This window comes from Tissierella sp. (assembly GCF_031460495.1).
Lineage (GTDB): Bacteria > Bacillota > Clostridia > Tissierellales > Tissierellaceae > JAVKTS01.
Map to the genome: position 1 here is coordinate 99,058 of NZ_JAVKTS010000008.1, position 18,738 is coordinate 117,795.

13 protein-coding genes, 1 rRNA gene and 1 other annotated feature are annotated in these 18,738 nt (G+C 31.4%); of the genes, 3 read left to right on the forward strand and 11 right to left on the reverse strand.

All coding sequences use genetic code 11. The annotated features are described in order from the left end of the window. Positions 1 to 118: 118 nt before the first annotated feature. The 7 genes from RIN63_RS15105 to RIN63_RS15135 form a co-directional block, all read right to left on the reverse strand. On the reverse strand, positions 119 to 562 hold the full coding sequence (locus RIN63_RS15105; protein ID WP_310445584.1) for a pyridoxamine 5'-phosphate oxidase family protein: 444 nt from the start codon (positions 560 to 562) through the stop codon (positions 119 to 121). A gap of 446 nt (positions 563 to 1,008) precedes the next feature. Continuing rightward, a complete protein-coding gene (ileS, locus tag RIN63_RS15110) occupies positions 1,009 to 4,110 on the reverse strand; it encodes an isoleucine--tRNA ligase (protein WP_310445585.1) in 3,102 nt (1,033 codons plus the stop codon). 162 nt (positions 4,111 to 4,272) lie between these two features. Continuing rightward, positions 4,273 to 4,488 (reverse strand) — a binding site (T-box leader). Between the two features lie 49 nt (positions 4,489 to 4,537). Next, a complete protein-coding gene (locus RIN63_RS15115; RefSeq protein ID WP_310445586.1) occupies positions 4,538 to 5,824 on the reverse strand; it encodes an NAD(P)-dependent oxidoreductase in 1,287 nt (428 codons plus the stop codon). A gap of 20 nt (positions 5,825 to 5,844) precedes the next feature. Beyond that, a complete protein-coding gene (locus RIN63_RS15120; RefSeq protein ID WP_310445587.1) occupies positions 5,845 to 7,068 on the reverse strand; it encodes an NAD(P)/FAD-dependent oxidoreductase in 1,224 nt (407 codons plus the stop codon). A gap of 108 nt (positions 7,069 to 7,176) precedes the next feature. Further along, a complete protein-coding gene (add, locus tag RIN63_RS15125; protein WP_310445588.1) occupies positions 7,177 to 8,976 on the reverse strand; it encodes an adenosine deaminase in 1,800 nt (599 codons plus the stop codon). Positions 8,977 to 9,120: 144 nt separating this feature from the next. Then, entirely contained in the window at positions 9,121 to 9,990 is an 870-nt protein-coding gene (locus RIN63_RS15130) for a radical SAM protein (protein ID WP_310445589.1), read from the reverse strand. After that, entirely contained in the window at positions 9,991 to 11,178 is a 1,188-nt protein-coding gene (locus RIN63_RS15135) for a putative glycoside hydrolase (protein ID WP_310445590.1), read from the reverse strand. It abuts the gene before it with no gap. A gap of 378 nt (positions 11,179 to 11,556) precedes the next feature. Here RIN63_RS15135 and RIN63_RS15140 point away from each other — a divergent pair, with 378 nt between their 5' ends. The 3 genes from RIN63_RS15140 to RIN63_RS15150 are packed head-to-tail and all read left to right on the forward strand — an operon-like array spanning position 11,557 to position 14,526. Further along, the gene (locus tag RIN63_RS15140; RefSeq protein WP_310445591.1) at positions 11,557 to 11,715 is read left to right on the forward strand and encodes a hypothetical protein; all 159 of its coding nucleotides are present in this window, start codon (positions 11,557 to 11,559) and stop codon (positions 11,713 to 11,715) included. 45 nt (positions 11,716 to 11,760) lie between these two features. After that, positions 11,761 to 12,822: a winged helix-turn-helix domain-containing protein gene (locus tag RIN63_RS15145; protein WP_310445592.1), complete on the forward strand. Its 1,062-nt coding sequence runs from the start codon at positions 11,761 to 11,763 to the stop codon at positions 12,820 to 12,822. A gap of 12 nt (positions 12,823 to 12,834) precedes the next feature. Then, positions 12,835 to 14,526, forward strand: coding sequence for an ABC transporter ATP-binding protein (locus tag RIN63_RS15150; RefSeq protein ID WP_310445593.1), 1,692 nt, complete (start codon positions 12,835 to 12,837; stop codon positions 14,524 to 14,526). Between the two features lie 46 nt (positions 14,527 to 14,572). Here RIN63_RS15150 and rbr read toward each other — a convergent pair whose 3' ends face one another. The 4 genes from rbr to rrf form a co-directional block, all read right to left on the reverse strand. Then, a complete protein-coding gene (rbr, locus tag RIN63_RS15155) occupies positions 14,573 to 15,157 on the reverse strand; it encodes a rubrerythrin (protein ID WP_310445594.1) in 585 nt (194 codons plus the stop codon). Positions 15,158 to 15,308: 151 nt separating this feature from the next. Next, positions 15,309 to 16,937 (reverse strand): hypothetical protein, encoded by a 1,629-nt coding sequence (locus RIN63_RS15160; protein WP_310445595.1) that lies wholly within the window; start codon positions 16,935 to 16,937, stop codon positions 15,309 to 15,311. Positions 16,938 to 16,940: 3 nt separating this feature from the next. Further along, positions 16,941 to 18,236: a HAMP domain-containing sensor histidine kinase gene (locus RIN63_RS15165; RefSeq protein WP_310445596.1), complete on the reverse strand. Its 1,296-nt coding sequence runs from the start codon at positions 18,234 to 18,236 to the stop codon at positions 16,941 to 16,943. Positions 18,237 to 18,656: 420 nt separating this feature from the next. Next, positions 18,657 to 18,738: ribosomal RNA gene (rrf, locus tag RIN63_RS15170) — 5S ribosomal RNA — on the reverse strand; the annotation flags it as partial.

Below are 18,738 nucleotides of genomic sequence, written 5' to 3' on the forward strand. Positions count from 1 at the left end.
GTAAAGTCGCGGGCACTGCTGCTCAGAAGCCTCCACGGATGACGGCTCCTCATAAATTTCATATTTTATAAAGATTGTGCATTAACTAATAATTGTATAAACACTCTTCCAATCTCTTTTAACCAATTCTATATGCTTCGTGTTTATTTATATCAAGATATTCTCTCCCTCCGTTGTTCCATAACTTCACATTACAAACTTCAACCTCAATCAAAACAGTGTTCTTATACTTGAAATACTTTTCAAATTCTTCTTTATTTTTATTTAAGCATATAGTTTTTTCATTTATATTCTCTGTAAGATTAGGATGTCCCTTAATTATTGCAGTGCCTTCCATTTGAATGTTTCCAAGGCACAATGCAACATTGTTGTTCTTTTTAATTTGTTTACACTTGTCAAATGCTTTTGATGTAACAAAAAAAATTCGGAAATCATTTGACGCAAAATAAACTTCTCTGGCTGTAACTCTGTTATTACTACATGTTGCCAGCACAATAGACTTTCTGTTTTCTAACGCATTAATAACATCTTGCTTTAAAACTTCATAATCAAGACTCTTCATAGCAACCCTCCTATACTTGTGTTAAAATAATTTATGCTTCATACAATCAAAAAAATATGTACTATTCCTCACAAAACCTTTCCCTGACAAACTTGCCACAGGATGTGGCAGGTTCTACGCGCGATTTTCCAAACTCTAGCTCGGTTAGCTGAGGCATGTGCTTAGGCTTCTTATTTTTCTAATACTATCTTTTGATACATGAGTATATATTTCAGTGGTTTTTAAACTGCTATGTCCTAGTAACTCTTGATATATATAATATTAATTACAGATTCTAGTAAATATGTAGCAAAAGGATGCTTTTGTATATTGACGAATCCTTCAATATACTATTCTACAAAATTTCCTAAATTCCTTCTTTTTCCATATATTATTTTTATATGTAAAAAACAAGGTAGACAGCTCTTGCTATCTACCTTGTTTCATCTGGGACAAGACTCCTGTCCCTATATTCTCTCTAGTCTTATTCCTGTCATTTGTCCATTTAGATCTTGCTTCTCTAAATCTTCTTCAGTTACTCTTTCTACGGATTTAGCTAAAGTTTCGGCTTTGATAAACTCTTCATATTCATCTAAAGCTGCCTTTATTTCATCACTACCATCATAAAATATATTGATATTGTCTAGGACTTCGTATCCATTACTCTTTCTCATTTGCTGTATCTTAGAAACAAATTCCCTTGCATATCCTTCGTTGATAAGCTCTGGAGTTAAAGTTGTATCTAGGATTACGAATAGATTGTTTTCCATTGATACATCAAAGCCTTCTTTAGATGATATAGTGACTAGTACATAGTCTTTTTCTATCGCTATATCTTCTCCGTCCAAGTTCAGCACTAGTTTCTCACCTGAATCTAGTTTCTCAACTGTATCATGAGGATTTAACTCACTTAATGCTTTACCAAATGATTTAATCTTGCCACCAAGGATTGAGCCTGCTACCTTGAAGTTTGGTTTTAAGGAGTAGTTCATAAATTGGGATAAATCCTTTTCAAACACTACTTCTTTCACATTCAGCTCTTCCATGATTAATGGTACTAGATCCTTTATTTGATCTTCGTATTTCCCATCTATTACTACTTCTTTAAGTGGTTGACGAACCTTTATCCTCACTGATTCACGAGATGCACGGCCAAGTCCTACCAAATTCCTTACTAAATCCATCTTTTCTTCTAATTCTACTGATATTAAGTCAAGATTAGCTTCAGGATAATATTCCAAATGTACTGATTCAGATTCTGTCAGATTCTGATATATTTCCTCGGAAATAAATGGCACAAAAGGTGCTATCATTTTACATATTCCCACAAGTATTTCATAAGTTGTGTTATATACTGCTTTTTTATCATTATCCAATTCTGTTGACCAGAATCTTCTTCTATTTCTTCTTATATACCAGTTAGATAGATCTTCTATTACAAACTCTTGGATAGCTCTAACTACCCTTGTAAGTTCAAATATATCCATATCTTCTTTTACTTCTTTGAGCAAGCTATTATATTTTGAAAGTATCCATCTGTCTATTTCTGGTCTATCCTTGTATTCAATGAAGAAATCTCTTGGATTTATCTCATCTGTATTAGCATATAGAGAGAAGAAATTATATACATTTCTGATGGATCTAAAGAATTTGCTATCTACTTCTCTAAGTCCATCTTCATCAAATTTAGTTGGTGTCCATGGTGGTGAGACATAGATTATATACCATCTAAGGACATCTGCACCATATTTATCAAACAACTCAAATGGATCTACTGTATTTCCTCTTGATTTAGACATCTTTTTACCTTCTTTGTCTAATACCAAGTCATTTACTAATACATTTTTATATGGTGCTTTACCAGTTACAAATGTTGAAATAGCCAGTAATGAATAGAACCATCCTCTAGTTTGGTCTATTCCTTCGCATATAAAGTCTGCTGGGAATAATGAATCAAAGTTTTCCTTATTTTCAAATGGATAATGATGTTGTGCAAATGGCATAGCACCACTATCAAACCAAACATCTACTACATCTTTTTCTCTGGTCATTGTGCCGCCACATTTATCACATTTTAGATGAACATCATCTACATATGGTCTGTGAAGTTCTATAGTCATATCTATATCTTCTATTGCTCTATCTATTAGTTCTTGTCTTGAACCAACACTATCAGTATGGTTACAATCATTACATCTCCAAACTGGGAATGGAGTACCCCAATATCTTGTTCTTGAAATGGCCCAGTCATTTAAGTTTTCTAACCAATTTCCAAATCTCTTTTCACCTACAAAGTCTGGATACCAGTTTACACCATTATTATTTTCTATTAGTTTATCCTTTAACTTAGTTATCTCGATATACCATGAAGGCTTTGCATAATACAATAGTGGTGTTCTGCATCTCCAACAATGTGGATAGTTGTGAGCTACTTTTTCTTTTTTATATAATTTTCCTTCTTCTTTTAGCCATTTGATAATATCTAGGTCAGCATCCATTACAAATTTGCCTTCCCATGGTGTTGCAGTAAATTTACCATCTTCTGATACTGGTTGAATAACTGGTAATTTGTATCTCATTCCTGTATTATAGTCATCTTCACCAAAGGCTGGTGCAGTGTGAACTATTCCTGTACCATCTTCTGTAGTTACATAATCTGCTACGGTTACAATGAACGCCTTATCTTCTACATTTATGAATGGGATTAACTGCTCATATTCTACAAATTCTAAGTCTTTACCCTTCATTTCTTCAAGTACTTCATAGTCTTCACCTAGTACTTTGTTTGCTAATACCTTACCTACATAGTATATTTCGTCATTTTGCTTAACCTTTACATATGTTTCATTTGCATTTACTGTTAAAGAAACATTAGATGGTAAAGTCCAAGGAGTTGTTGTCCAAGCTAAGAAATATTCATCTTTGTCTTTTAATTTGAATTTTGCTATTACTGTATCTGTTTTTATTTCTTCATATCCTTGTGCAACTTCATGAGAAGCTAGACCTGTACCGCATCTTGAACAATATGGGAGTATTTTGTGTCCTTCATATACTAGACCTTCTTTATAAAATTTATCTAGTATCCACCATACTGATTCAATATAGTCATTATCCAAAGTAACATATGGATTATCTAAATCTATTTCATATGCCATTCTTTCAGTCATATCTCTCCATTGTTTTTCATATTGGAAAACTGATTCTCTACATTGCTTGTTAAAGGCTTCTAGTCCATATACTTCGATATCATGTTTGTTTTTTAGATTAAGTTTTTTCTCTACTTCAATCTCTACTGGAAGACCATGTGTATCCCAGCCTGCTTTTCTCTTTACTTGATATCCCTGCATGGTTTTATATCTACATTGTAAATCCTTAAGTGTCCTAGCCATTACATGATGAATACCTGGCTTACCATTTGCTGTTGGTGGCCCTTCAAAGAATACATATGGTTTTTTTTCATCTCTTGTGTCTACAGATTTGTGTAGTAAATCTATTTCTTGCCAGTATTTGCTAATATTCTGTTCTCGAGCCTTTACAGGTTCGTTTGATAATTCATTAAACTTTTTCACTGATTTCATCTCCTTTATAATCGCCTCAGTCTCACTGCTCAAATTCATTTGCTCCTTATCAGTCGCATGAATTTGGCGTTCGTTGCGTTTGACCTACCAACGATTTGCAGAAGCAGCAAATCGGGTTAGGTCATAAATACAACTAATCCCTAAGTCAAAAGACTTAGGGACGAAAGTTTCGCGGTACCACCCAAATTACAAGAAAGATGAATCTTTCTTGTCACTCACTAAGTATAACGTCTTCACGTAATACCTTACTATCTTCGGGTATTATGCTCCAAGGTGATCTTCACAAAGTTTTTTATGATAATCTCACACCATATGATTATCTCTCTGTAATAAAATAAGCTTTGCTACTGTCCTTATCAATGCATATATTTTCACTTATATTACAATATACTTTATTTGCAATTACTTGTCAAGGAGATTAATTTTCTTCCTGTTCCTGTCTTAGCTTATATATTGCAGTATTTGTGTCTAAATCTACCATATCATAGGTAATATATTGCCCCTTCTTAATATCTTTCTTAACTACTCCATTATTAATAAGCCCTATTGGCACCAAATTTTCTCTTTTTGCTACTTCATAGGTCTCTATACTTCCAAGAACTGTATATTCACCTATGCCATCTAGCCTTTCTCCAATCTTTAAATCTTTCTTAGCCATTGTAATTACTTCTGCCATAGGCTTAGAAGAAATCGGTGCAATGGAAGCTTCTTTATAGAAATAAGCTTTAGCTATTGAAATTGGTGTCTCTAAACTAGTTAAATGATATGGTCTATAAAGTACATAGTTTGGGCCAGGTCCCATCTTTAAAAATTGCATTTCGTGATGTACCTGTGGGAGGGATGTAGTTACAACAACAAACACTCCCGGTGCTATACCATGAGCATAGTCCACTATCTTGTATTTATTTAAAATACCACCATTTTCTTTAAGACTATATTGTTTTGGCAAATCATCTACAATTGTAGTTGGTCCATGACCACCTCTAATATCTGGAATAAATCCTGTAGCATTGGCCATAGCTGCCATCTCTACCATAGTATTAGTACCATCTATAAAAGATGCTAGTTTAATCGGATTAAGCTTTGATTCTAATGTCTTATGCCTTACACTATCTGGAGTTGCTTCATAATCTATAGGGTTGTTTTTTCCTTTTCCTATTGCTAATATTTCAAATCCTGTTGCCTCAGCAAAATCAAAAATCTCTTTAACCGAACCAGGCTCATCTCCTGCTGTTCCTGTATATACCAAGCCTGCCTTTTTTGCCATTTTATTAAGTATAGGTCCTACTACTACATCTGCTTCTACATTTAGCATTACTATGTGTTTTCTATTATTTATTGAATCCATTGCAATTCTAGCACCTGTATCTGGAACTCCTGTGGCATCTACCACTACATCTATTAGATTTGGTTTAGTTCCATAATCTGTAATATTTGTTGCTACATATTTTCCTCTCTCCATTGCTACATTAATCTCATTAAGAGTTTTAGCTATGACTATATCATCTTCAGATATACCAGCCAAAGTATAGGCTTCTACTGCATCAGATATCTTGTTGCTGACAACTAGAGAAGGTTTCATTCCCTTTACGAGCATCATTTGGCTGACTAACCCTTTGCCCATTAATCCTGCTCCAATTATTGAAACTTTTATATTCTTTTTATTTTCTTCTAGTTGTCGTAATTTAATATTTATTCCTGTCATTATATTTCCCCCATTTTGCTTTAGTTTACTGCATTAGTCCCTGCCACATAACCAGATGACCATGCCCATTGAAGATTAAATCCACCACAATCTCCATCTATATCAAGTAACTCTCCTACTATATAAAGTCCACTGACTAATTTTGACTCCATAGTCTGACTATTTATTTCGTTAGTATTTACACCACCTGCTGTTACTTGAGCATTACCCCAAGATTGGGAGCCTATGACATTAAAACTCCATGAAGTAAGGATTTCGGCTAAGCCTTTTATTTCTTCAGCTGATAGAGATAATACCTTTTTATTCTTATCTATATTTAACTCCTTTAGAATTGGAATAATAAGTTTCTTGTTGATCAACCCTATTAATCCAGAATCTAAAGTCTTATTTGGCATATTTTTAAATCTATTTACAAGATACTCAGTTAGTTCTTCTTTTGCCTTAGTATGAATTATAGATACTCTTAGTTCTACATTCTTTCCATTATTCATATATTCTAAAGCTGTTCTGCTAATTTGAAGGATTGGTGGACCAGATATTCCATAGGAAGTAAATAAAATATCTCCATTATCCTCTAATACCAGCCTATTATCTATATAAATCCCTGCTCTTCCAAGGAATTTTACTCCATCTAATGATTTAAGAAAATTACTCTCAAGTTTTAATTGTACTAGACCTGGGAAGACTTCAGTAATTGTATGGCCTAACTTCTTACATAATGAATATCCGTTTCCATCAGAACCACTACTAGGTAATGCCATGCCCCCTGCTGCTATAATCACCTTATCTCCTTCAAATCTTCGCTTATCCTTAAGTATTACAGTAAAATTCTTCTGTTTCTTTATTTCTGCCACTTGGGCTTCTGTTATTAATTCAATTCCCTCTGCTTCAATCTCATATCTTAGTACATCTAACATACTAGATGCCTGGAAGGATAGAGGAAATACCTTGCCATTATCCTCTATAGCTGGAGTTATCCCCAGTCTTTCAAAAAAAGCTATAGTCTTTTCCACATTTAATTCAGATAATGAACTATGTGCAAAGCTTGAATTTGTTCCATGGTAATTATTTATACTTAAATTTATATTGGTATAATTACATCTTCCATTTCCAGTAGCTAAAAGTTTCTTACCTACTCTGTCATTTCTCTCTAATATTACAACATCTCCACCCTTTTTCTTTGCCGACAAAGCTGCCATCATTCCTGCAGCTCCTCCACCGATAATTATTATTCTCTTATCCATAGAAATGCTCCTTTTACAAATTTATATACTATCCTATTTTATACCTTATTGCCAAATTTGTCTATTTCATTTATAAAGGTGACAGAGAATCACCTGTCACCCCATAAATTATAATCCTAATTCCCCTAATTCATCTTGAATAATCTTTCTTAAACTATCCTTTTCTTCTTCTGAAATGAAGGCCGCTTCAACTCCATTATCTATTATCATCAATATTTCTTCTATGGTAAAATTCATCTCTATCATTAAAAGATTATATTCTTTTTCTAAGGAGGTATCTGATACAGTAGTATTATCTGTATTTATAGTTACTCCTATACCTTCTTCCATATATGTCCTAATTGGATAATCTGATATAGAATCTACTGATTTTGTCTGTAGATTGCTAATAGGGCACATTTCTAAAAATATGTTCTTTTCCTTTAATAGTTCTATGACTTTAGGGTCCTTTATTGCAGCAATCCCATGGCCTATCCTTTTTGCATGTAATAGTTCTACTGATTTAGAAATATTTTCTACAATTCCTGTTTCACCACCATGAATTGTAATACCATATCCTTTTTCATATGCTAACTGAAAAGCTTTTTCATGTATTTCAGGTGGAAAATCATGTTCATTTCCTGCTAAATCTACAGCGACTACACCTTTGCCTAGGTATTTTTCACCTAGGTCTATGACCTCCATACTCTTCTCTACAGGCTCATGCCTCATAGATATGAGGATTGCATTGGATAATATATTAAAGTCATCCTTCGCTCTACTCATACCCGTTAAAACACTTTCTACAACTTCATCAAAGCTTAAACCTTTATCCATATGAAGAAACGGTGCAAACCTTATTTCTACATATTTTACATTTTCTTTGCTTAAGTCCTCTAAGAGCTCGTAGGTAATTCTTTCTATATTTTCTTTACTTTGCATAACCTTCAATGGATAACTGAATTTCTCTAAGTATTCCTTTAAAGACTCGCATTCTTCTTTGACACTTACTAGTTTTTCAAATTCTTCTATATCTGATACTTCTATGATTTCTCCTTCTTTTAATAGAAGTTCATACATGGTTTCTGGCCTTACACTGCCATCTAGATGGCAGTGCAATTCTATCTTAGGTAATTTACTTAACATTTCTTTCATCTCTATACTCCTCTCATCTAATAACTCTGTATCTTTAGCTATGTCTACTTCTATATACTCTAAATATTGTCTTATACCCCAATCTTCTAGTGTATTTTCTGTTCCAACCCATACATTTGTCTTTATTGGTATATATTCAAAAATTTCTTCTACATCTTCATTTATCATTCTAATGCAACCAGCTGAAATATACTGACCTATTGAAAAAGGGGTAGAGTTCCCGTGTATTCCATATCCTGTATATTTATCTCTTGAAAGTCCTAACCATCTTTTTCCCAAGGGATTATTAGGGGCTCCCCCTTTAACAGGCTTATACCTTCCTCCCATTCCTCCCCATGCAGGATCTTTCAATTTACTTATTATGGTAAATTTATAATCTGGTGTGGGGCTAGAGACTTTTCCCACGGCTACAGGATATTTTTTATATACTATTCCATTCTTGTATACGGTTAGTATCCTCTTAGTTTTGTTAATTACTATAAACCATTCTTCATCCATTATCTCTGTGGGTACAATATCTACTATCCTTTTATTTCCATTATATAATGCATCATTAGTATTTCCTCCCCAGATTCCATCTACAGTCAAGTTATTCTCTGCTTGAAATCGTAGTAGAGTATTCCTTTGGTCTAATTGTTTCCCATCATACCCATTGCTTATATACCCTAACAAGGTTTCCTTATACAATGTTTCTCCATAGGATCCCTTAATAAATATAGTTAAAAATACTATTAATAAGAAAAAAAATCGTCTGAATTTTATGCTTGAATTCATAACTCAGCACCTCCCATCTATATACTATTCATATATGGATTAGGAGATTAATCTTTTTTAAAATATATTTTTCTATTTCATAATTATTTGATTATTATAGTTTATTCTATTTGATTATATAACTCATACAAAAAGAAGACTCTATTAAAGTCTTCTATATAAATCTTTTTCCTCTAATCCAGACATATTAAGTCCTTCTTCAATTTGAGATAGGATTAAGTTCTTATCTTGGCTTAAAGTACCCTTTAAGGAAACATAATTTGAAGCATGATTGGCTCTAAAAATACAGTTATCTACATTAAGGTTTTCAACCATGATTTTTGTCTCAATCAATACTTCCTCTGGAGTCAGAAGCTTAAATCTTCCAGTCTGTACATCATCATATAGAGGGGTTCCTTCTTCAACTAATAGAGTTAGAAGCCCTACATAATGTGGATTAATTTCATTGATGATTTTTGCAGATTCTAATGAATGTTCCATAGAATATTCTCTACTGCCTATACCTGAAATAAGAGTCATAGAAAGTTCAATTCCTGACTCCACTATTTTTCTCCCAGCTAGAACCATTTCTTCTCTAGTTACACCTTTGTTAATAGCTTTTAATATCTTCTCAGACCCAGATTCTACTCCAAGATATACAATTCCTAGACCTAAGGACTTTAACTCTTTTAATTCCTCTTGAGTCTTGGATAGTATTGCTTTTGGTGAACCATATACTCCTACCCTTTCACATTCTGGAAAGTTTTCATTTATAAAAGAAAGAATCTTTACTAATTCATGATTTTTTAATACTAAGGCATCTCCATCTGCAATGAATATCCTCTTTACTACCTTATATCTTTCTCTTCCAATCCTAAAATCCTCTATTATCTCTTCTGTACTTCTAACTCTAAATTTTTTGTCTTTGTACATGGAACAAAATGTGCATTTATTGTGAGTACATCCGATTGTAGCTTGAACAATCAAACTATAGGCTTCACTTGGTGGTCTATATAAGGATCCTTCATATCTCATTTATCTTTCATACCCTTCTTCTGTATATTTATTACCTGCATTCCAAAATATCCATTGAGTTAAATCAGCATCATAAGTAGCCTTTTTTTGTGCTCTTAATTGCTCTGCACCATAAGGAGTATAGTTTGCACCATATTCTCTCTTTAACCATGGAGCAGAAAAGTCCTGTAGCCAAGGTCGAAGAATTGCTTTCTTTTCAGTGGTTTCAATTTTATCTATTCTCTCTTTTGCTATTTTCATACTAGTATTAACTATTGTATATGGATCAGCATCTGGATATTTTACACCATATGTACCTAAAGCATAGTGAGATGGATATACCATAGGACATAAAATATCTACAGCAGTAGCCAAAGTCTCCAGATGTTGTCCTAACCTCATATCATCTTCTACAGTTGTAACCAATCCAAATATATCGGCTGATACATACACACCATGTGGAGCCAATCTTTCCCTTGCATAGCTCAAAAATCCGGCTATGGCATCTCTCATAGGTTCTTCCCCAGCAGCTCCATAATCTATTAAATCCCTTTTTCCATCTGTTGGAAATCTTACATAGTCAAATTGAATCTCTTTAAATCCTTTTAAGGCTGCTTCTTCTGCTATTTCAACTAAATACTCCCAAGCATCTCTATTATAAGGATTTAGCCATGCATCCCCCTTGTTGTCTCTCCATACAGAGCCATCTTTAGTTTTTACAGCTAGATCTGGCCTTTTGCTTGCTGCCGTTTTGTCCTTAAAGGATACAATTCTAGCTATGGGATATATATCTTTTTCTGCCAATAGTTTCATAGATCCAACGAAATCTTTATCTCTAATTACTTTATCTGCTTCAACCTCTTGTACCATTGGAACTGAAGATTTATAGGTCATTTCACCAAAATCATCCTTCACATCTATTACAACAGCATTTATTTCAGTTTCATCTATAAATTGTACTAATTTATGAAATCTAGTCTTCCAGCCTAATGTATGTCCTGTCATATATATTGATTTTACATCTATCATTTCTTTATATGAAGCCCAATTCGTAGACGGTTGCTTTAGGTAGTCAACCTCTGTAATTATATTTGGTGCATCTTCTTTCACAACATCTACACCTGATATTGCTGTTTCAATTTTTGCACATCCTGATAATATTAAGGTAGATATCAGTAATGCCCCCAGCTTAATTCTTCTATTATGCATAATAATCCTCCTATGCCAAACATGATGTCATATATTTAATATCATTTTGGTCTATATTTAATGTATTGTAATTTATCTTGATCAATTTTCATTCTACTCAATTATATAATATGTAAACCATGAATACAACCACTATGTGCGACCCAGGAAATAATTGTGAGTGCAGCCCCAACATTAATATCCATAGTCGAGAAAGGGATATACCATATTTTAGTTATTACAATTTAAAAAACATTTTAAAAATATTTTAAAAAAGTGTTGACATCGTTAGATGATTGTATATAATGTAATTAGACACATATCTAAATTCATATTTTTTTAATTAGACATTAGATGTTCTTCTTAATACATGTTAGATAAATATAAGGAGGAATAGAAATGAATTTTAAATTAATTAATAAGTTAATGAAATTGCACGAATTATACTCTATTTTATTTTCAAGTTTTGTTGTAAAATATGAGTATAATGAACTTGATAAGTTTATTGCTCTTAATCATTCAACTAGAAAAGTTGATAATTTTTTATACAGAGTTTAGAAACTTATCAAATATCAAATTAGATAAACTTAAGGAGGATGTAAAATGAATGCTTATGTGAATAAAGAAGCTGGAAAATTGTATGATTTATTTTCATCAATATTTATAGCTTGTAACTCAGAATACTATTATGAGGAAATTGAAAAAGTAGATATAACTATAGAACGAGAATTCAAGGAATTAATAAACCATATCATAGATTTACTTGGTGATGATATTCAAAAATATAAAATGTATTTTACTGTCTCAAATATAGCCTACTCTTTAATTAACTTTGAAAAGATTTGGGACTTAAAAGACTTAGATAAATATCTAGAATATATCAATTCTATAAATAATTATGATATACAAAAATCTATACTTTCATTTATTGATGCTTATAAAGAGGATTGGATTTTCACTATGGATGATAATAAATTTAAAGATATAATAAACGATAATAATGTATTGTTTAAATTTTTAAACGACAAGGATATCTCTTATGAGGAGAAATGGAATATAGTTACAATTATTAATGATATAGATGGTTTTAAAAGAAACTTCATATCTTTAATTCAAGAATATGAATTAAAGTACAAAGTTTTTATTAAAAAATATGAAGATGATATTAATAAATATGCCGACTTTTTAATTAACGAAGTAAAAGAAAAAGGAATTAATTTAGATATTCCAATACAACAAATGGTAGATTTAAAGGACATAGATACTCTATTCATAATACCCTCATATTTTCATGCTTATACACTATCTCAAACAGTTGTAAGATCCAAGCATGTATCATATATGATTATAGGTAAATATGTAGATAAATTATTTCAAGCAACCAATAGAGAGTCTTCAGTTGATAAATATGTAGCTATATTTAAAAACCTAAGTGATCTTAATAGATATAGATTCATTAAGATTTTATCTAAGGGTGAAAAATATGGCCAAGAAATAGCAGATGATTTGAATATTACTTCAGCTACAGTATCGTATCACGCAAATAACTTGCTTATAACAAATCTGCTCAAAATGGAGAGAAATGAAAACAAAACTTATTACTCGCTTAATAAGGAAACATTAAGAGAAATGATAGAATTTATACAAAACGATTTAGAATTATAGGGGGGATACTCAATGAAAAGATATTTTTTTAAGTCAAAATCTTTATTATTATTCAATATTCTAGCTATTGTATTATCATCTATTGTAAGTATTTATATGGCTTTCATTCTCAGAAGTATTACAGATATTAGCTATAGTGGAGAATTTGTAAAATTAAAAGAAATTATATTTATAATGTTAGGATATAGTCTTTTAGTTTTTATAACTGGCTTTTCAAAAAGAACTTTAAGAAGAAAATTATTGAAAAATATTATGTATAATGTAAAAAAGGATATGTTTAATAGTATTATATCCAAAAATATTTCTTCTTTTACTTCTTCTAACACTGCAAATTATATATCAGCCATAAGCAATGATGCTACACTAATAGAACAAGATTATTTTTCTAGTCTCATAGATAATTTTAGTGATATAGTTACTTTTATGTTTGGCACATATGCAATATTTAAACTAAATGTTTATGTTGCTATAGCTATTCTTGCTACAGGGTTTATTCCAATATTTATACCTATTCTATTTCAGAAGGAATTGGGTAGACGCAAGAAATCTTATTCTGATGGGTTAGGGAGCTTCACTACAAAAATCAAAGATATGTTCACTGGATTCGAAGTAATCAAATCTTTTAATATTGAAGATAAAATTAAAAATGATTTTGATTCATCAAATGATAGCCTTGAGATTAAAAAATATAAATCAGGATTATTCGAGTCTTTAGTAAATAGTATATCTGAGTTTTTCGGTTTTATTATGTTTTTCGTACCTTTAGGTCTAGGAACTTATCTTGCTCTACAAGGAAAGTTTACTGCTGGAGGTATGATAGCATCAGTGCAACTTACAAATCATGTAGTTAATCCTTTAGTAAATTTATCTAATATTATAGGAAGAATAAAAGCTATAAAACCTATCAATGATAAAATTGAAGCATTGATAAATGAAAATGATGGCTCAGATATGGGAACTATTAAAGATAAGTTTAAAAATAGTATTGAATTTAAAAATATATCTTTCGCTTATAATGAAGATAGACAAATTCTTGATAACGTAAGTTTTAGTATTAATAAAGGGGAAAAGGTTGCTATTGTTGGTAAGTCTGGATCTGGTAAATCAACACTTTTAAGACTTCTTCTAAGGTACTATAATAATTATGATGGAAATATTTTACTAGATAACATGAATACAAAGGATATTAAATTATCTTCTCTGTATGAGTTAATATCTATAATTCAACAAAATGTATTTATGTTTGATGACAGTATAGAGTCTAATATTGCTCTTTATGGTAGCTATAAAGAAGAAGAGATAAATAAGGCTATTAAGCTTTCCGGATTGCAAGGATTGATAGGCAATTTGCCCCAAGGTAAAAATTCTCCTGTAGGAGAAAATGGAAATAATCTATCAGGAGGGGAAAAGCAAAGAATATCAATCGCTAGGGCACTGATTAAGAATACCCCTATAATCCTACTTGATGAAGCAACTGCCAGCCTAGATGCTAAAACAGCCTATGATATTGAAGATTCACTATTAAATATTGATGATTTAACTAGTATAGTTATTACCCATAAGTTAAATGAGGAATTGTTGGCTAGATATGATAAGATTATAGTAATGGATAGGGGTAGTATTATTGAAATAGGTAGCTTCAATGAATTGATAGAAAATAGAATGTATTTCTACAGTCTATTTAATGTTGAAAAAGCAGCATAAATACAAATGTTATAGAGACATTAAAATAGAGCCTATTGGCTCTATTTTAATATGTTTCTTTAAATACCTCAAAATGAGCTATTGGATGATCACATGCAGGGCATTTATTTGGTGCAGATTTTCCCGTATGTACATACCCACAGTTATTGCATTTCCACTCCACTACTTCATCTTTTTTAAATACTTGATCTTTTTCAATGTTTTCTAGTAATTTTAAAAATCTTCTTTCATGGCGTTCTTCTACTTCTGCGATCTCTCTAAATACAAAGGCTATGTTTTTAAATCCTTCTTCTTCGGCTATATCTGCAAACTCAGGATAAAGCTTAGTATGCTCTTCATTTTCACCTTCTGCAGCAGCTTTTAAATTAGTCTTTGTATCTCCTAAAGCAACTGGAAAATCAGCTGTTATTTCTATGGTTTCACCACAAAACTCTTCATTTAAAAATTTAAAAAATCTTTTTGCGTGTTCTTTTTCATTTTCAGCAGTTTCCATGAAAATATTAGAAATTTGAACAAATCCTTCTTTTTTTGCTTGAGAAGAATAATATGCATATCTTGTTCTAGCTTGTGTCTCGCCAGCAAATGATTGCATTAAGTTTACTGCAGTTCTAGTTCCTTTTAGACTTGACATAATATAGCCCCCTTTATTATTATACATGCTTATTATATCATAAAATGATAATTAATGGCTCAAAATAGTGAACTAATACAGTGTATAAACCATAGAATCACCTGCTATTACCATAATGCTTTAGGTACACAAACTTTTATCTTTAATATATTTAATTATTTCTAGCAATATTGTCAAGTAACTCTTTTTCAATAAATATAAAATTCCCATCGCCTAAAACAATACCTAATCCAGCTTCAAAACTTAACAATTCTTCTCTTTCAAGTTTTAAAATAATTGTTCTATCCCCTTCTTTTAAACTGTTCTCACGAATTTTAAATCCTGGTACATCTCCTTGTAGGAAAATAGATAAAGTACCATCTTTAGGAAGAATTGCTTTAATTTTAATGTTTATATAATTATCCTCATAAGCTACACCAACACTCTGTATTTCAACTCCTTGATCCGTTAAAGAAGAACTATATACTATATCAGTATAAGTATTTCCATCATCAATATAATTAATTATATCTTTATTATTCGATTCTACTACAGGTATATTTAATAAGAAATTTTCTTTTGACTGCTTTTCCTCTTCAATAAGTTTTTTCAGGTTATTTATTGATTCTGCATTTTTAGTATACTTTGAAATATCTTCTAAGGATGTGAATTTATCTTGCCTAGAAGCTACAAGGTCAATAAATCCTTCTGGATTAATTATTTTAAGTCCATTATGTTCATAGGCTGAATCAGATATATAATCTAGGATTTCTTCCTTAGTGAGGGTTGGATCCACTTGCAGTCCCAATGCAGACAATCCAACTACATAGGGTACTGTCCAGCTCAGTCCTCCTTCATAGTCATAGCCATAACTTTTGTTATTACTGTATCCTGCAAGAGTAAAAGTTGAAGGTACGAGAATATACTTACCTGCAGAAGAATTATATTTCATCCAATTTTTATCTATCCAGTCAGCAAGCTCATAATTCCTATAATCATCTCTATCCTTATATGGTTCAATCTTTGCTGACATAAATCCATCACTTACTGTAAATATCATAATTCCTTCATCTACTGCATAATCATAGGCTTTCTGAAATGCCTCAAGATTCTTCTCGCTACTGTCTAAAGCATCAGAAAATCCTATAATTTTAACTTTCTCATCCTTAGGTAATGTTTTATTGATTTCAATTATTCTATATATTGCTTCTGCATGAGTAGTTTGATCTCCTAACCATGCTGGATGGGCAATATAGTATAAATTAGTATCAGGTGCAATTCCTAGATTTTCTCCTAGTAATATACTCGTTACAGCAGGACCATGCATGGATGTTTTAAAACTTGCTTCATTATCTTTCTCTCTTATTTTCTCATAGTGAATATTTTTATTTATATATTCTTGGTGATCTATTAAAAGTGGCTGATCTACATATGCAATATTAACTCCCCTACCTGTAATACCCTTATTGTGAAGATTTCTCACATTTAGTCCTGGATTCTTACCCCATTCAATTATCTTATTTGGTATAAAGTTATCTGGTAGTTTATCCTTCTCTGGAAATATGGTTTCAGTGTCAAAATCCACTTTAAATAATATCTCCTCGCTATTTCTCAAATCATATCCACTTAAATTCATTCTATCCAAAACATCTCCAGTTTTTATATCCAATGTAGGTAGGTTGTCTTCTGTAGTTACCTGCTTTTCATTAGGAGCTATATCGTTTTCCAAATCCTTTTTTACACATCCAATAGATGATAATACTAAAGAGATAATCAGCATTATTAAAATAACTTTTTTCATCTTCTACACCTCCATTAATTGTACAGTTTTAAAACCGATGATTACTTTAAACATATCTCCATCTATCTCTATTTTAAAATCCCCTCCACTTACCTTAGTAAAGCTTTCTGCAATTGATAGACCTAATCCACTTCCCTCTGCTGTTCTACTTTTATCCCCCCTATTAAATCTCTGTAGTATCTCATTAGCTGTAAAGTTCATTTCATAACCTGCGATATTTTTTATATACACAATGGCATTTCCCCCATTTCCTTCTAATTCTATAAATATTCTTGATCCCTGTAGAGAGTATTTTAGTGCATTGTCAATTACATTTTGAAATACTCTATAAAGCCTCTTCCCATCAGAGGTAATATTCATTGGTTCTTCTGGATATATGGTTTTAATTTGAAGCCCTGTTTTTTTAATATCATCCTCCATGTCTCCTAAGGTTTGTTCTATAAGTTTCTTTAAGTCAATAGTTTGAAGCTCTAAACTTATATCACCACTTGTACTCTTAGCTAAATCAAATAAATCCAACACAATATTTTTAAGTCTGTCCGATTTGTCAATAAGAATATTTACATAATCCTTTGCTGACTCAGATAGTTCTTCTTTAGATAGTAAATCAATATAGCTGATGATAGAAGTAAGGGGAGTCTTTAAATCATGTGATACATTTGTAATTAGATTTATCTTCATTCTTTCTGATTTCATCTGCTCTTCAAGACTTTCATTAAATCCTTTATTGATTTCATCAAAGATTTGATTATTATACTTTACATACCAGTAAATAAGTATGATTTCCAAAATTGGAGGTATTATCATCAAGGGAGGTACCAGTATAAGTAAAAATGTAAGAAAAACCAATATTGTACTGATAATAATAAATATCCTTTGTCTTTTATATAGGGTTTCTGTTAAATAATAATCTTTAAATTTATTCTTATAAAATAAGTCTTTTATATAAGAATTAATCTTTTTAACAATTATATAGGCTATACTTCCTATGAAAAACCTTTTATCTTTAATCTTTCTTGCCATTGAAAGTAATGCTACTAAAAATATACTTGCCATAACTACAGTTGCTAAACCTATTAAGTACATAGTAAAAATATGTTTATAACTTAACTTATGTCCTATATTTTCATCATAATATAATATCTTATGCAGGTAGTAAAATAGTACTCCGATAGGCATACATCCCAAAAGTAAAAATTCAGTATATATATTTTCAATCTCAGATACATATAATTTCTGTGTTCCAAATCTCCTACCAGTTACCATTATTAAATAACTTAACAATAACAAAACTATCATTAGGCATATTGATATTGAGAAAATTAGGGGAATTAAGCTTTTCCTTCCATCATCCCATCCATTTTGACGATCTGACAGAAAAGAGTCAGAAAATGCAATATACAATGTATAATCTTTATTCCCAGGAAAGCTCTTAATTAAGGAAGTACTAGTAGTTTCACCAACTCTATATTTTCCTTAAGCAGCTTATCTAATACATTTGCTATTTCTTTATCATCATCGACTACTAGTATTCTTATATTTTCCACAAGACACGCCTCCAATTTCTAGCCAATATATTTATACTAATGCCATAATCTTACAAAACAACAGCCATAATTCTTAAGGATTTCTTACAATTTATATTATATCATAATATAAAACTCTTAAAATAAAAAAAAGCCCTACTACGAATCAATCGTAATAGAGCCTTTTATGTAAGCCTGGCAACTTCCTACTCTCCCAGGGCGTTACCACCCAAGTACCATCGGCGTTGAGATGCTTAACTTCTGTGTTCGGTATG

What these genes read in the sequence shown, in the direction of transcription:
- rbr (WP_310445594.1), bottom strand. Translation starts at nt 15,157, where the DNA reads ATGTCAAGTCTAAAAGGAACTAGAACTGCAGTAAACTTAATGCAATCA.
- RIN63_RS15165 (WP_310445596.1), bottom strand. Translation starts at nt 18,236, where the DNA reads ATGATAGTTTTGTTATTGTTAAGTTATTTAATAATGGTAACTGGTAGG.
- RIN63_RS15105 (WP_310445584.1), bottom strand. Translation starts at nt 562, where the DNA reads ATGAAGAGTCTTGATTATGAAGTTTTAAAGCAAGATGTTATTAATGCG.
- RIN63_RS15145 (WP_310445592.1), top strand. Translation starts at nt 11,761, where the DNA reads ATGAATGCTTATGTGAATAAAGAAGCTGGAAAATTGTATGATTTATTT.
- RIN63_RS15140 (WP_310445591.1), top strand. Translation starts at nt 11,557, where the DNA reads ATGAATTTTAAATTAATTAATAAGTTAATGAAATTGCACGAATTATAC.
- RIN63_RS15130 (WP_310445589.1), bottom strand. Translation starts at nt 9,990, where the DNA reads ATGAGATATGAAGGATCCTTATATAGACCACCAAGTGAAGCCTATAGT.
- RIN63_RS15135 (WP_310445590.1), bottom strand. Translation starts at nt 11,178, where the DNA reads ATGCATAATAGAAGAATTAAGCTGGGGGCATTACTGATATCTACCTTA.
- add (WP_310445588.1), bottom strand. Translation starts at nt 8,976, where the DNA reads ATGAATTCAAGCATAAAATTCAGACGATTTTTTTTCTTATTAATAGTA.
- RIN63_RS15160 (WP_310445595.1), bottom strand. Translation starts at nt 16,937, where the DNA reads ATGAAAAAAGTTATTTTAATAATGCTGATTATCTCTTTAGTATTATCA.
- RIN63_RS15115 (WP_310445586.1), bottom strand. Translation starts at nt 5,824, where the DNA reads ATGACAGGAATAAATATTAAATTACGACAACTAGAAGAAAATAAAAAG.
- RIN63_RS15120 (WP_310445587.1), bottom strand. Translation starts at nt 7,068, where the DNA reads ATGGATAAGAGAATAATAATTATCGGTGGAGGAGCTGCAGGAATGATG.
- RIN63_RS15150 (WP_310445593.1), top strand. Translation starts at nt 12,835, where the DNA reads ATGAAAAGATATTTTTTTAAGTCAAAATCTTTATTATTATTCAATATT.